A 14,294-nucleotide genomic window follows, 5' to 3' on the forward strand; every position below is an offset into this window, starting at 1 on the left:
AGTGTTTTTTGCATACCGTACTATTATACTACAAATTCGGGTTTTTGGGGCAAAAGTTTGCAGAAAAATTTGTTATAATGGAGAAGGTTTATAAGTGAAACGAGGTCAAGATGCAAGATAAAATTGTGATTCATGGAGCGCGAGCTCATAATTTAAAAAATATTGATGTAGAAATTCCGCGGGACAAGTTGGTCGTGGTGACGGGTCTGTCCGGTTCGGGCAAGTCCAGTTTGGCTTTTGACACCCTCTATGCTGAGGGGCAGCGCCGCTATGTGGAGAGTCTGTCGGCCTATGCTCGGCAGTTTTTGGGCAATATGGAAAAGCCGGATGTGGACTCGATTGATGGTCTCAGCCCGGCTATTTCCATCGACCAGAAGACAACCAGCAAAAATCCCCGCTCAACAGTGGGAACTGCAACCGAAATCAATGACTATCTGCGCCTGCTCTATGCTCGTGTTGGAACGCCATACTGTATCAACGGTCATGGAGCTATTAAGGCTTCGTCTGTCGAGCAGATTGTTGACAAGGTCTTGGAATTGCCAGAGCGTCAGCGGCTGCAGATTTTAGCGCCGGTCATCCGCAAGAAAAAGGGCCAGCATAAGACCGTTTTTGATAAGATTCAGAAGGACGGTTATGTCCGTGTGCGCGTGGATGGCGATATTTACGATGTGACGGAATTGCCAGAGCTTTCTAAGAGCAAGCAGCATGATATTGAGGTCGTGGTAGACAGAATTGTCATCAAGGAAGGGGTGCGCAGCCGCCTCTTTGACTCGGTCGAAGCTGCTCTTCGGATTGCTGAGGGGTATGTGGTGATTGACACCATGGACGGCGAGGAGCTGCTCTTTTCTGAGCACTACGCCTGTCCAGTCTGTGGCTTTACAGTTCCAGAGCTAGAACCACGTCTCTTCTCCTTCAATGCGCCTTTTGGCTCCTGTCCGGACTGTGATGGTCTGGGAGTTAAGCTGGAGGTGGATCTAGATGTGGTTGTGCCAGAAGCTGGCAAGACCTTGCGAGAAGGAGCGCTAGCGCCTTGGAATCCCATCTCCTCCAACTACTATCCGCAGATGCTGGAGCAGGCCATGGCAGCCTTTGGTATTGATATGGACAAGCCTTTTGAGGAGCTGACTGAGGAAGAAAAACAGTTGATTTTCTTTGGCTCAGATGGGCGGGAGTTCCATTTCCACTATGAAAATGAATTTGGCGGTGTGCGCGATATTGACATTCCTTTTGAGGGGGTTGTCACCAATATCAACCGCCGCTACCACGAGACCAATAGTGATTTTACTCGGACGCAGATGCGGGCTTATATGAACGAGCTGACCTGTGCAGCTTGTCAGGGCTATCGACTCAGTCCTCAGGCTCTTTCTGTCAAGGTTGGTGGTGAGGATAGTTTGCATATCGGTGAGATTTCAGACTTGTCCATTGCAGATCATTTGCTTCAGTTGGACAAGCTTAGCTTGACTGACAATGAAGCCACGATTGCGCGTCCTATTCTCAAGGAAATTCATGATCGCCTGACCTTCCTTAATAACGTTGGCCTTAATTACCTGACTTTGTCTCGCTCGGCTGGGACTCTATCAGGAGGAGAAAGCCAGCGGATTCGCTTGGCGACCCAGATTGGTTCTAACCTAAGCGGAGTCCTTTATATCCTGGACGAGCCCTCTATTGGCTTGCACCAGCGTGACAATGACCGCTTGATTGCCAGTCTTAAGAAGATGCGCGACCTGGGCAATACCCTCATCGTAGTTGAGCACGATGAGGACACCATGCGGGAGGCGGACTGGCTGATTGATGTGGGACCAGGAGCCGGTGTTTTCGGCGGTGAAATCGTCGCAGCTGGCACTCCTGCGCAAGTGGCCAAGAGTAAGAAATCTATCACAGGCCAATACTTGTCAGGTAAGCGGGAAATCCCAGTACCATTGGAACGCCGTGTAGGCAATGGCCGCTTTATTGAAGTGACAGGGGCTCAGGAAAATAACCTGCAGAATATCACGGCTAGATTCCCCTTGGGCAAATTTATCGCTGTGACAGGAGTTTCTGGGTCTGGTAAGTCAACACTGGTCAATTCTATCCTTAAAAAGGCCATCGCCCAGAAACTCAACCGCAATTCTGCCAAGCCAGGTAAGTTTAAGAAAATCAGTGGCATTGAGCATGTGGATCGACTGATTGATATTGATCAAAGTCCGATTGGCCGGACACCACGCTCTAATCCGGCCACCTATACTGGGGTCTTTGACGATATTCGCGATCTGTTTGCCAAGACCAATGAAGCCAAGATTCGCGGCTACAAGAAGGGCCGTTTCAGCTTTAACGTCAAGGGTGGCCGCTGTGAGGCCTGCTCGGGTGATGGGATTATCAAGATTGAGATGCACTTCCTGCCTGACGTCTATGTGGCCTGTGAGGTCTGCCACGGTACCCGCTATAATAGCGAGACTCTAGAAGTCCACTATAAGGAAAAGAATATCGCTCAGGTTCTGGACATGACGGTCAATGATGCGGTAGAATTCTTCCAGCATATTCCCAAAATTGCCCGCAAACTCCAGACTATCAAGGATGTGGGACTAGGCTATGTGACTCTGGGGCAGCCAGCCACGACCTTGTCAGGTGGTGAAGCCCAGCGGATGAAGCTGGCCAGCGAACTTCACAAGCGCTCGTCTGGTAAGTCTTTCTATATCTTGGATGAGCCGACCACGGGTCTGCATTCTGAAGACATTGCCAAGCTCCTTCACGTGCTATCACGCTTTGTGGATGATGGCAATACCGTGCTCGTTATCGAGCACAATCTGGATGTCATCAAGACAGCTGACCATATCATCGACTTAGGACCAGAAGGCGGTGTCGGTGGCGGTACCATCATTGCGACGGGGACACCGGAAGAAGTCGCTGCTAATTCAGCCAGCTATACCGGCCAATATTTGAAAGGAAAGCTGCACATAAAATAATTCATCAAATCCCTGTTTGATATTAAAAACAGGGATTTTTCGTGTCGGAGAATGCTCGTTGGATTTAAGTCTTAGATAGGACTTGTAAAAAAATGTCCTATTTGACTGGTTTTTTGATATAATAAGCTTAGTTATTTCATGGAGGTGGCTCATGTTATCAAGAGTTGAGAAGTTTGAAGCAGCATTGGCGCAGACAGAATGTGATGCTGTTTTAGTAACCAATTTGAAAAATATTTACTATCTGACTGGCTTCAGTGGGACAGAAGCGACGGTTTTCATCAGCAAAACACGCCGAATTTTCCTGACAGATGCGCGCTATACGCTGATTGCCAAGGGAGTTGTCCAAGGTTTTGATATTGTAGAAACGCGCGACGCGATTGGGGAGATTGTCAAGATTATTGCGGATGACAAGCTGCAAAAAATCGGCTTTGAGGATGAAATTTCCTATGCCTACTTCAAAATGCTAGAACATGTCTTCTCAGCCTACGAGTTGGTTCCCATGACGGGCTTTATTGAAAATTTGCGCATGATTAAAGATGAGCAAGAAATCGCGACCATTCGTAAGGCCTGTCAGATTTCGGACCAAGCCTTCCTAGATGTACTGGATTTTATCAAGCCTGGTGAGACGACTGAGCTAGCTGTTATGAATTTTTTAGATGCCCGTATGCGGCAGTTAGGTGCTTCAGGTGCCTCTTTTGATTTTATCATTGCTTCGGGCTACCGCTCTGCTATGCCACATGGCGTGGCTAGTGACAAGGTCATTCAAAGGGGTGAAACCCTAACCATGGACTTTGGCTGCTACTACAATCACTATGTCAGTGATATGACGCGGACTATTCATGTGGGACAGGTGACGGATGAAGAGCGGGAGATTTATGATATTGTCCTGCGCAGCAATCAAGCCCTGATAGAAGCAGCCAAGGCTGGGCTTAGCCAAATTGATTTTGACCGGATTCCGCGCCAGATTATTAACGATGCTGGCTACGGTCCTTACTTTAGCCATGGGATTGGTCACGGTATCGGTCTGGACATCCATGAGATTCCTTACTTTGGCAAGTCAGAAGAGCCAATTGAGACCGGCATGGTCCTGACCGATGAGCCGGGTATTTATCTGGACGGCAAATACGGCGTTCGCATCGAAGACGATCTCCTCATCACAGAAACCGGCTGCGAAGTCCTGACTCTTGCGCCGAAAGAGTTGATTGTTATTTGAGAATTATCAGGCTTTATGATAGAATAAGTAGAAATATAATTTTAAAAAGAGGTAATATATAATGATTGAAGCAAGTAAGCTGAAAGCTGGAATGACCTTCGAAACAGCTGATGGAAAACTCATCCGCGTTTTGGAAGCGAGCCACCACAAGCCAGGTAAGGGAAATACGATTATGCGTATGAAGCTGCGCGATGTTCGTACTGGCTCTACCTTTGATACCAGCTACCGTCCAGAAGAAAAATTTGAACAAGCCATTATTGAAACTGTTCCAGCTCAATACTTGTACCAAATGGATGACACTGCTTATTTCATGAATACTGAGACTTATGACCAATATGAAATTCCAGTAGTCAATGTAGAAGAAGAATTGAAATTTATCCTTGAAAACTCTGATGTGAAAATCCAGTTCTACGGAACAGAAGTGATTGGTGTGACAGTACCGACAACAGTTGAATTGGTCGTGACAGATACTCAGCCGTCTATCAAGGGAGCTACTGTTACCGGATCTGGTAAGCCAGCAACACTTGAGACAGGTCTTGTTGTCAACGTACCAGACTTCATCGAAGTTGGACAAAAATTAATCATCAACACTGCAGAAGGAACTTACGTTTCTCGCGCATAATATAGAAGAGGTAATAACTATGGCAGCTGAACAATTAGGTGAAATCGTCATTGCGCCACGTGTTTTGGAAAAAATCATTGCCATTGCAACGGCAAAGGTAGAAGGTGTTTATTCCTTCGCAAATAAGAGTATGTCAGACAGTCTTTCTATGCGCTCACTCGGTCGGGGAGTATCGCTCCATACAGATGAGACAGGTGATGTGACTGTAGACATCTATCTGTATTTGGAATACGGTGTCAGCGTTCCGACTGTTGCAGTAGCGATTCAGAAGGCTGTAAAAAGCGCTGTTTTTGATATGGCTGAGGTAGAACTATCTGCTGTCAATATCCATGTGGCAGGTATTGTTCCAGAAAAGGCACCGAAGCCAGACTTGAAAGATCTATTTGATGAGGACTTCCTCAATGACTGATATACTGTTGGAATCCAGAAGAGGTCTGCGCCAGCGGGCTTTTCAGGCCCTGATGAGCCTAGAGTATGAGGGGGATCTTGTGGAGGCTTGCAGATTTGCCTATTCGTATGATAAGGACGAAGAGGCAGACAAAGCGGCGGAAGCTGATATTCCAGCCTTCTTGCTCAATCTGGTCTCTGGGGTAGTCCAGTCCAAGGACGACTTGGACAAGAAAATTGCCCAGCACCTCAAAAAGGGCTGGACAGTGGATCGTCTGACGCTGGTCGAAAAAAACATCCTGCGTCTGGGTATCTTTGAGATTACAGAGTTTGACACCCCGCAGCTGGTAGCGGTCAACGAAGCCATTGAGCTTTCCAAGCAATTCTCTGACGAAAAGTCCAGTAAGTTCATTAATGGGATTTTGAGTCAATTTATCGTTGAATAAAATGAAGGTCGAGACAAGTGTCTTGGCCTTTTTGCTTGTCAATTGTCGTTTGAATCGCAAATAGCTTATCGAATCATCAAAATCCGCACAAAGAGCATGAAATATCTGAGTGAAAAAAACTCTTCTTGAAAGCCTTTACAAGTTTAAAAAGAATCGGTATAATAAATACAGAAAACGTTTGCATAGATGTTCTCTATAAGAAAAAAATAAAGGAGTTTTCTGTTTATGAAAAATAACTATCACCTACAGTCTCGGATGGGCGAAAAGCGTCATTATTTCGGCATCCGTCGCTTAAAAGTAGGAGTAGCCTCTGTTGTCATTGCATCAGGATTCCTACTGGGAAATGCCCAGCTAGTCCAAGCGGATGAGGCGAGCACAGCTACCAGCCCAGCAACAGAAGCAGTCTCTGATGCAAATGCAGCAGCCCAACCTAAGTCAGCAGATGAAGAAAAAACTGGAGAGGCAGATAGTTCAGGAGCGGGGGCTTCAGAGCAGGCGGCTCCAACTGGTGTTCAAGCAGATCAAGCTCCAGCTAGTGCAGGTTCGGAAGCAGCTGGTCAAGGTGCAAAGGAAACCGCTACTCCCGCTGAAAAAGAGAAGCAAGAAGCAAGTAACCAACCAGCCGTATCAGATACTTCCGCGAAAGATGCTATCGAAGAAGGCAATATTCGCTTTCATTTCAAAACCTTGCCGTCACAAAATCTAGACAGTTTGGGCTTGTGGACTTGGGATGATGTTGAGACGCCTTCTAGCCAAAAGGGAGGTTGGCCGACTGGAGCGACTAGTTTTGCGACTGCTAAAGAAGACGACTACGGCTATTATCTTGATGTCAAGATGGCCGAAAAACGAAGCAAGATCAGCCTTCTAATCAATAATACAGCAGGTCAAAATATTACGGGTGACAAGACAGTTGAACTGCTCAGTCCTCAGATGAATGAGGTTTGGTTTGACACGGACTATAACCCTCATACTTATGAACCTTTGAAAAAAGGGGTGGTACGGATCAACTACTATCGTACAGATGGCCAGTATGATAAGAAGTCGCTCTGGCTCTGGGGAGATGTCCAAAACCCAAGCAAGAATTGGCCTGACGGAGTGGATTTTGAAAATACTGGCAAATACGGTCGCTATGTAGATGTCTCTTTGAAAGATGCTGCTAAGATGATTGGCTTTTTGCTTTTAGACGAGAGCAAATCAGGAGATGATGTGAAGATTCAAAATCAGGATTATAATTTCGCTAATTTGGAGAAAAACAGCCAGATTTTCTTGCGTGATGCGGATCCGACAGTTTATACTAACCCTTATTTTGTCAATGATATTCGTATGACGGGAGCCCAGCATATTGGCTTGACCGAGATTGAAGCCAGCTTTTCTACCTTAGAAAATGCTAAAAAAGAGGACATTTTAAAGAACTTAAAGATTACAGACAAAGATGGCAATGAAGTCGTTGTTAAAGATGTAGTTCTGGATCCTAAGGCCAAAAGTGCCAAATTCATTGGTGATTTTAACCAAGCTCAGTCACCTTATCTTATCAAATATGGCAATGATCAATTCAAAACTAGCATGAACTGGCAACTGAAGGATAGTATTTACAAGTATGATGGTGATTTGGGAGCGCGTGTTTCTCAAGCGGGCAAACAAGTGGACCTAACTTTCTGGTCACCAAGTGCAGACCAAGTTGATTTGGTGGTCTATGACAAGGAAGATCAGAACAAGGTCATTGGACGCCTGGCTATGCAGAAAGGTGAGTCGGGTACATGGACCAGCAGTTTGACACCTGAGAGCGGTCTAGGAATTTCTGACTATCGTGGATATTTCTATCATTATGAAATTACTCGTGGCGGCAAAAAGGTTCTTGTGCTGGATCCTTATGCCAAGTCTTTAGCTGCTTGGAACAGTGAAGATGCGGACAAGGGGGATGCCTACAAGATTGCCAAGGCAGCCTTTGTAGATCCAAGTGAATATGGACCGAAAGACTTAACCTATGCTACTATACCGAACTTTAAGAAGCGGGAAGATGCCTTGATTTATGAGGCGCACGTTCGTGATTTTACTTCAGATCCAGCTATTTCAAAAGATTTGAAATCTCAATTTGGAACTTTCTCAGCTTTCATTGAGAAATTAGATTATTTGAAAGACTTGGGAGTGACCCACGTTCAGCTCTTGCCAGTTCTAAGTTATTACTTTGTAAATGAGCTGAAAAATGCTGAGCGCATGGACAAGTACGCTTCCAGCAACAGCAACTATAACTGGGGCTATGATCCGCAAAACTACTTCTCGCTGACAGGTATGTACTCTAGCGCGCCGACAGATCCAGCCAAGCGCATTGAGGAATTCAAAAACCTTGTCAACGAAATTCATAAGCGCGGCATGGGCGTTATCCTGGATGTGGTCTATAATCATACGGCTAAGACCTCTATCTTTGAGGATTTGGAGCCCAATTACTACCACTTTATGGATGCGGATGGTACACCGAGATCCAGCTTTGGTGGCGGCCGCTTAGGTACTACTCACTATATGAGCAGACGGGTCTTGGTGGATTCGATCAAGTACCTGACAGAGCAGTACAAGGTAGATGGTTTCCGCTTTGATATGATGGGGGATCACGATGCAGAGTCCATCCAAAAAGCCTACGAAGAAGCCAAGAAACTCAACCCAAATCTCATTATGCTGGGTGAGGGCTGGAAGACTTATGCAGGTGATGAAAATAAAGCTGTCCAGCCTGCTGACCAGTCTTGGATGAAGTCAACAGACACGGTAGCGGTTTTCTCGGATGATATTCGCAATACCTTGAAATCAGGTTATCCAAATGAGGGAACACCAGCCTTTATCACCGGTGGCAAACGCAGTGTGGAAAATGTCTTCAAAAACATCAAGGCGCAGCCAACCAATTTTGAGGCGGATAGCCCAGGGGATGTGATTCAATACATCGCAGCCCATGATAATCTGACGCTCTTTGATATCATTGCCCAGTCGATCAAGAAAGATCCGGCAGTGGCTGCCAATAATCAAGAGATTCATCGCCGCCTGCGTCTGGGAAATCTGATGATTCTGACTTCGCAAGGGACACCATTTATCCACTCTGGTCAAGAATACGGCCGGACCAAGCAATTCCGTGATCCTGCCTATAAATATCCGGTCTCAGAAGACAAGGTTCCAAACAAAGCGCATTTGTTGACCAATGAAGACGGCACGCCGTTTGACTATCCGTACTTCATTCATGATTCTTATGATTCGAGTGACGCGGTCAACCACTTTGACTGGACCAAGGCGACTGATTCAGAGAAGTTCCCTGAAAATGCCAAGAGTCGTGCCTATATGAAAGGCTTGATTGCCTTGCGGAAATCAACGGATGCCTTTACCCGCAGCTCCAAAGATGAAGTGGAGCAAAATGTAACCCTCATTACCCAGCCTGGCAAGGATGGTGTTGAGAAAGAAGACCTTGTTCTCGGCTACCAAGTGGTTGCGTCGAATGGCGATATTTATGCAGTCTTTGTCAATGCGGACACCAAGGAACGACAATTCAACTTTGGTGAAGCCTACAAGCATCTAGCAGGTGCAGAGGTTGTGGCAGATGGCAATACCGCAGGAGTGACAGCCATTTCTGATCCAGCAGGTGTCACCAGAAACAGCAACGGTTTAGCCCTAGCTCCGTTGACAGCGACTATTTTGCGACTTCGAAAAGCGAACCCAGCTCAGGAAGAAAAATCCCAAGCTCCAGTAGCTCAAGAAGAGCAACTGTCTGCCGCTTCTGTAACCAACGCTCAGCCTCAGGCTTTATCCTTGGATGGGCACAAACCTCAGGATTCAGCAGTAAAAGAAGCGGCTAGCCAAACAGAAAAAACCTTGCCAAAAACTGGAACAAGCACTTCCCTACTGGCACTTTTAGGTGGCTTCCTTGCTTTCCTGGCCGGTCTGTTAACCTTTAGAAAGAAACAGTAATCATTTGATGAATGCCCTGTGAGAAATTTTTTAGACTATAGCTAAATAAAGACGACTTCCACTATGGAGTCGTCTTTATTTGTTTATATAGGTTTTAAATACTCTTACCAGGCAAGAGACTGACCGGCAGGAAATAGCCAGTTGTCTGAACTTCTTGGCCAGCAATTTTTTTGAGGAGCAGGTCCACAGAGAGGCAGGCGATATCTTTCAATGGTTGCTTGATTGTTGCCAGCTGTGGGTAGTAGTTCTCTACAAAGTAGGTGCCGTCGTAGCCAATGATTTTCAAATCTTTGGGAATCTGGATGTCTAGCTCCTGAGCGACTTTCATAATTAAGATGGCTGTCAAATCATCTGAAGCAAAAATAGCATCGGGCTTAGTTTGACTCAGGATTTGCTTGATTTCCATTTCCTTTCGGACAGGAGAAAAATCACTGGATACATTGATAATAGGTGCGTTCGGCAGGACGGAAGCAAAGCCGGCATGGCGCAGGCCGGTTGGTGAGTTGGAATTGTCATTGCCAGTAATCATGATGATGTTTTGCGCTCCAGCCTTGACCAAGGTCTGAGCCGCCAGCACTCCGCCGCCATAGTTGTCTGAGGAGACAACTGGGATATCCGGCGAGAGATTGCGGTCAAAGGCAATGATTGGTGCGGTCACACGATTGTAGTCCTCGATGCCTAGATTGTGGCTGCCGGAAATAATGCCGTCCACCTGATTGGCTTCCAACATCTCAAGGTATTCGCGCTCCTTGTCAGAGTCATGTTCACTATTGCAGATAATGGTTTTATAGCCTTGTTTAAAGAGCTCATGCTCCAGCTTCCCAATCAATTCTGCATAAAAGACATTGCTGATATTAGGGAAAATGAGTCCAATTAGCTTGGCTGATTTTCCTTGGAGACTGCGCGCCAGATTGTTAGGCTTGTAGGCCAATTCTCGCATGGCTGCCTCAACCTTGGAAATCGTTTTGTCAGACAAGTAGCCTTTTCTGTTGATGACGCGGGAAACAGTTGTGGGGCTGACTCCTGCTAGTTTTGCTACATCAGTTAGCTTTGCGACCATATTCTAATTCATAGTAAGTACCGGTTGGATTGCCCTTAGTAATAGCAATACCTGTTTGGTCTTCTCTCGGGAAGACACGGCCGGAAAATACTTTCTCTCCTTTATTGATGAAAATTTCAAAAATTGATTTATCTATAAATATACTAGCATTTGTAGTTTCTTTGTCAATATTGCAACTTCGGCTGGTTCCAAAGTCTAGAGCAAATGGCTCACCCGCTTGACTGCGGTCAACGGTCACTTGACCTACCTTGAGGTCGAAGTTGATGCGTAACCCCTTGCCATCCTTGTCTGCAAAGAGGACGATTTCATGTTCGGTGTCCGCAGCAAACTTCAGTTCTAGTTCGTAGCTGTTCTTGCTTTCTGCCAAAGCAGCGAAAGGCTGTTCTTCTGCTCGCAAATTCTTGATAGCAGGCACTGGGTACTGGTAGAGCTTGCCGTCTTTCAGGGTTAATTCCTTGACGAGGGAGAAGGTTCCTTGATGATCGAAGCGGTCAGATGGATATTCCACATCAGGCAGTCCTAGCCAGCTAACAGCCAGTGCACGACCGTCAGGTGCGTTGAAGGCCTGTGTCGCGTAGCAGTCGAAGCCGTAGTCCAGATTTTGGATAGGGCTAGGATCAATCATAGCAGCTTTGCTTGTGTCAAACGATTGACCTATTTTATACATGTTCGGATAAATGTTGCCATAATCCAGTAGATCCTTAGACAAACCTTGAGGGCAATAGAGCAGGACTGGTTGATCGTTGATAAAGACTAGATTAGGACACTCCATCATATAGGCTGTCTTGTCATTGGCGAAGTCTAAATCACCGACGACTTCCCAGTTGGTATAGTCGTTATCAAGAGCCTTGTAAAGCTTGACATAGCCTTGCTTGTCTAGGTTTTGCCCACCGACAATGGCATAGAACTGCTCTTTGTAGTTGAAAATCTGCGGATCACGGAAGTGGTCGGTCGCTTCAGCAGGTTGCTCAATCAAGACCTTGTCAATTTTTTCCAGCTTGCCTGACTTATCTAACAAGGCACCGATTTGATAGGGGTGACGCACCCAGTTCTCATCACGAACATTGCCAGTGTAGAAGAGAAAGAGCTTGTCGTCAAACTGCATGGCAGAGCCCGAGTAGGCACCATGGCTGTCTAGAGGAGTATCTGGCAGCACCCGAAGACCAGTTTCCGTGAAGTGAACTAGGTCATCGCTTTCCATCTGAACCCAGCACTTGAGACCGTGAGCTGCTCCGAAAGGAAAGTTTTGGTAGAAAACCACCCACTTGCCGTCAAAATAAGAAAAGCCATTGGGGTCATTGAGCAGACCTGTCTGAGGCTCCACATGGTAGTTAGCCCGCCAAGGAGATTTAGCGATGTTTTCTTTGATCTGCTGTAGCTCTTCCTGAGTCCAGTCTTCATAGCGTTTGTAGCGTTTTTCAGTCGTCCAAGCCAATCTTTTGTCCTCCGAATCATATTATTTCTTATTACTATAGTAAACGTTTTCTGTCGAAAAATCAACATTTAACAGTAAAAAAATATTTTTTCTGCAAAACGCTTGACATATTTTTGAATCATGGTAAAATAATATTCGTAAAGGTGATAAAATCGCTTTCAAAAAGTTAAAAATATTTATAAGGAGATTTTTGCAAATGGATTATTCAAAAGTTGCAAAACAGGTCATTGAGGCTGTTGGAAAAGATAATCTTGTGGCAGCAGCACATTGTGCAACTAGATTACGCCTCGTGTTGAAAGATGACAGTATTATTAATCAAAAAGCATTGGACGATAATGCTGATGTTAAAGGGACTTTTAAAACAGATGGTCAATATCAGGTTATCATTGGTCCTGGTGATGTAAACTTTGTTTACGCTGAGATTATAAAAGAAACTGGTCTTAAAGAAGTTTCAACTGATGATTTGAAGCAGATTGCTGCTAGTGGAAAGAAGTTTAATCCTATTATGGCTTTGATTAAACTCTTGTCCGATATTTTTGTACCTATTATTCCAGCCTTAGTTGCAGGCGGTCTTTTGATGGCTCTTCGTAATTTCCTGACCTCAGAAGGATTGTTTGGGCCTCAATCAATCGAGCAAATGGTTCCAGCTATTAAGGGGCTGTCAGAAATGATTCAGCTTATGTCTGCTGCACCATTCATGTTCCTGCCGATTCTTGTTGGTATCTCAGCTGCAAAACGTTTTGGAGCTAACCAGTTCCTGGGTGCTGCAATCGGTATGATTATGACGACACCGGACCTTGGAGGGGCTGAGAAATTTTGGGATATTTTTGGTTATCATGTGACACAAACAAGTTATGTTTACCAAGTAATTCCGGTTCTCGCTGCAGTATGGATTTTGGCTCACCTTGAAAAATTCTTCCACAAGAAGTTGCCATCAGCTGTTGATTTCACCTTCACACCATTACTATCTGTTATGATTACAGGATTCTTGACGTTTACTGTCGTAGGTCCAGTGATGTTATTGGTATCTAACGGTATTACAGATGCCATCGTTTGGCTCTACAATACAACAAGTTTTATCGGTATGAGCATCTTTGGAGGAACCTATTCATTAATCGTAATGACTGGTCTTCACCAATCTTTCCCAGCCATCGAAACACAATTGCTTTCGGCTTGGCAAAATGGCAGTGGTCATGGTGACTTTATCTTTGTTGTTGCATCTATGGCTAACGTTGCGCAAGGTGCGGCTACATTTGCAGTCTTGTTCCTAACTAAAAACGCTAAAACAAAAGGTCTTGCATCTTCTGCAGGTGTCTCAGCCCTCTTGGGTATTACTGAGCCAGCTCTCTTTGGTGTAAACCTGAAATATAAATTCCCATTCTTCTGTGCCCTTATCGGATCAGCAGTAGGAGCTCTCTTTGCAGGTCTTCTCCAAGTTATTGCTGTGTCTCTTGGTTCGGCAGGTTTCCTTGGTTTCCTTTCAATTGATGCTAAATCAATTCCGTTCTATTTCTTATGTGAAGTTATTGCTTTTGCGATTGCCTTTGCTTTGACTTATTTCTACGGTAAGACAAAAGCGGCAGATGTCTTTGCTGCGGAAGCAGCTGTTGAGACAGTGGATGAAACAGTAGGAACAAAATTAGCGGAAGATGCAGTTGCTGAAGAAACAAACGCCCTCCAAGACGAAACAATTATTTCTCCAATTGTTGGTCAGGCAGTGGCTTTGAGCGATGTTGATGATCCTGTTTTCTCTAGCGGAGCGATGGGGCAAGGAATTGCCATCAAGCCTAGTGAAGGTGTGGTTTATGCACCGGCTGATGCAGAAGTTACGATTGCATTCGCGACTGGTCATGCATATGGTCTCAAAACTTCTAATGGTGCTGAAATTCTGATTCACGTCGGAATCGACACAGTATCTATGGGCGGCGAAGGTTTTGACCAAAAGGTTACTCAAGGTGATAAGGTCAAAGCTGGTGATGTTCTGGGAACCTTTGAAGCTGAGAAAATTGCAGCCGCTGGTCTGGATGATACGACTATGGTCATCGTTACAAACACAGCTGACTACGCTTCTGTGACTCCAGTAGCAGAAGGAGCTCTTGCTAAAGGCGACGCAGTTATCGAAGTGAAAGCCTAATGGAATTTAGAAAACGAACAAATCAGCTTTTGTTCGTTTTTTATGTCATAAGTACAGTCTTGTTGAAAAAGCTTTAAAAAGACTATTTTTAGCAAGAAGTCTACACGAGATAT

Annotated in this window: 9 protein-coding genes; 7 read left to right on the plus strand and 2 right to left on the minus strand. The window is 45.3% G+C overall.

Annotated elements, in window-relative coordinates:
• Positions 1-110 precede the first annotated feature (110 nt).
• The 6 genes from uvrA to HMPREF9389_RS06350 all read left to right on the plus strand — a co-directional run bounded on the left by uvrA (position 111) and on the right by HMPREF9389_RS06350 (position 9,552).
• Positions 111-2,942 (plus strand): excinuclease ABC subunit UvrA, encoded by a 2,832-nt coding sequence (gene uvrA, locus HMPREF9389_RS06375; RefSeq protein ID WP_002929299.1) that lies wholly within the window; start codon positions 111-113, stop codon positions 2,940-2,942.
• A 151-nt stretch (positions 2,943-3,093) separates the two neighbouring features.
• Positions 3,094-4,155, plus strand: coding sequence for a M24 family metallopeptidase (locus HMPREF9389_RS06370; RefSeq protein ID WP_002929300.1), 1,062 nt, complete (start codon positions 3,094-3,096; stop codon positions 4,153-4,155).
• A gap of 61 nt (positions 4,156-4,216) precedes the next feature.
• Positions 4,217-4,777 (plus strand): elongation factor P, encoded by a 561-nt coding sequence (gene efp / locus HMPREF9389_RS06365; protein ID WP_002896485.1) that lies wholly within the window; start codon positions 4,217-4,219, stop codon positions 4,775-4,777.
• Positions 4,778-4,796: 19 nt separating this feature from the next.
• On the plus strand, positions 4,797-5,186 hold the full coding sequence (locus HMPREF9389_RS06360) for an Asp23/Gls24 family envelope stress response protein (protein ID WP_002896484.1): 390 nt from the start codon (positions 4,797-4,799) through the stop codon (positions 5,184-5,186).
• Positions 5,179-5,610, plus strand: a complete 432-nt coding sequence (gene nusB / locus HMPREF9389_RS06355; protein ID WP_002915907.1) for a transcription antitermination factor NusB — start codon at positions 5,179-5,181, stop codon at positions 5,608-5,610. The genes HMPREF9389_RS06360 and nusB overlap by 8 nt, the downstream gene beginning before the upstream one ends.
• A 225-nt stretch (positions 5,611-5,835) precedes the next feature.
• On the plus strand, positions 5,836-9,552 hold the full coding sequence (locus HMPREF9389_RS06350) for a pullulanase (RefSeq protein WP_002929305.1): 3,717 nt from the start codon (positions 5,836-5,838) through the stop codon (positions 9,550-9,552).
• A gap of 94 nt (positions 9,553-9,646) precedes the next feature.
• On the opposite strand, the gene HMPREF9389_RS06345 is transcribed toward HMPREF9389_RS06350, so the two are convergent.
• On the minus strand, positions 9,647-10,612 hold the full coding sequence (locus tag HMPREF9389_RS06345) for a LacI family DNA-binding transcriptional regulator (protein WP_002929307.1): 966 nt from the start codon (positions 10,610-10,612) through the stop codon (positions 9,647-9,649).
• A complete protein-coding gene (locus HMPREF9389_RS06340) occupies positions 10,593-12,047 on the minus strand; it encodes a sucrose-6-phosphate hydrolase (protein WP_002929310.1) in 1,455 nt (484 codons plus the stop codon). The genes HMPREF9389_RS06345 and HMPREF9389_RS06340 overlap by 20 nt, the downstream gene beginning before the upstream one ends.
• 196 nt (positions 12,048-12,243) lie before the next feature.
• Here HMPREF9389_RS06340 and HMPREF9389_RS06335 point away from each other — a divergent pair, with 196 nt between their 5' ends.
• Complete coding sequence (locus HMPREF9389_RS06335) at positions 12,244-14,181, plus strand: sucrose-specific PTS transporter subunit IIBC (protein ID WP_002929312.1); 1,938 nt, start codon at positions 12,244-12,246, stop codon at positions 14,179-14,181.
• Positions 14,182-14,294: the final 113 nt, after the last annotated feature.

This window comes from Streptococcus sanguinis SK355 (genome assembly GCF_000212855.1).
Classification (GTDB): domain Bacteria; phylum Bacillota; class Bacilli; order Lactobacillales; family Streptococcaceae; genus Streptococcus; species Streptococcus sanguinis_A.

Coding starts and splice junctions, on each gene's coding strand:
- uvrA (WP_002929299.1), top strand. CDS start 111: ATGCAAGATAAAATTGTGATTCATGGAGCGCGAGCTCATAATTTAAAA.
- HMPREF9389_RS06370 (WP_002929300.1), top strand. CDS start 3,094: ATGTTATCAAGAGTTGAGAAGTTTGAAGCAGCATTGGCGCAGACAGAA.
- efp (WP_002896485.1), top strand. CDS start 4,217: ATGATTGAAGCAAGTAAGCTGAAAGCTGGAATGACCTTCGAAACAGCT.
- HMPREF9389_RS06360 (WP_002896484.1), top strand. CDS start 4,797: ATGGCAGCTGAACAATTAGGTGAAATCGTCATTGCGCCACGTGTTTTG.
- nusB (WP_002915907.1), top strand. CDS start 5,179: ATGACTGATATACTGTTGGAATCCAGAAGAGGTCTGCGCCAGCGGGCT.
- HMPREF9389_RS06350 (WP_002929305.1), top strand. CDS start 5,836: ATGAAAAATAACTATCACCTACAGTCTCGGATGGGCGAAAAGCGTCAT.
- HMPREF9389_RS06345 (WP_002929307.1), bottom strand. CDS start 10,612: ATGGTCGCAAAGCTAACTGATGTAGCAAAACTAGCAGGAGTCAGCCCC.
- HMPREF9389_RS06335 (WP_002929312.1), top strand. CDS start 12,244: ATGGATTATTCAAAAGTTGCAAAACAGGTCATTGAGGCTGTTGGAAAA.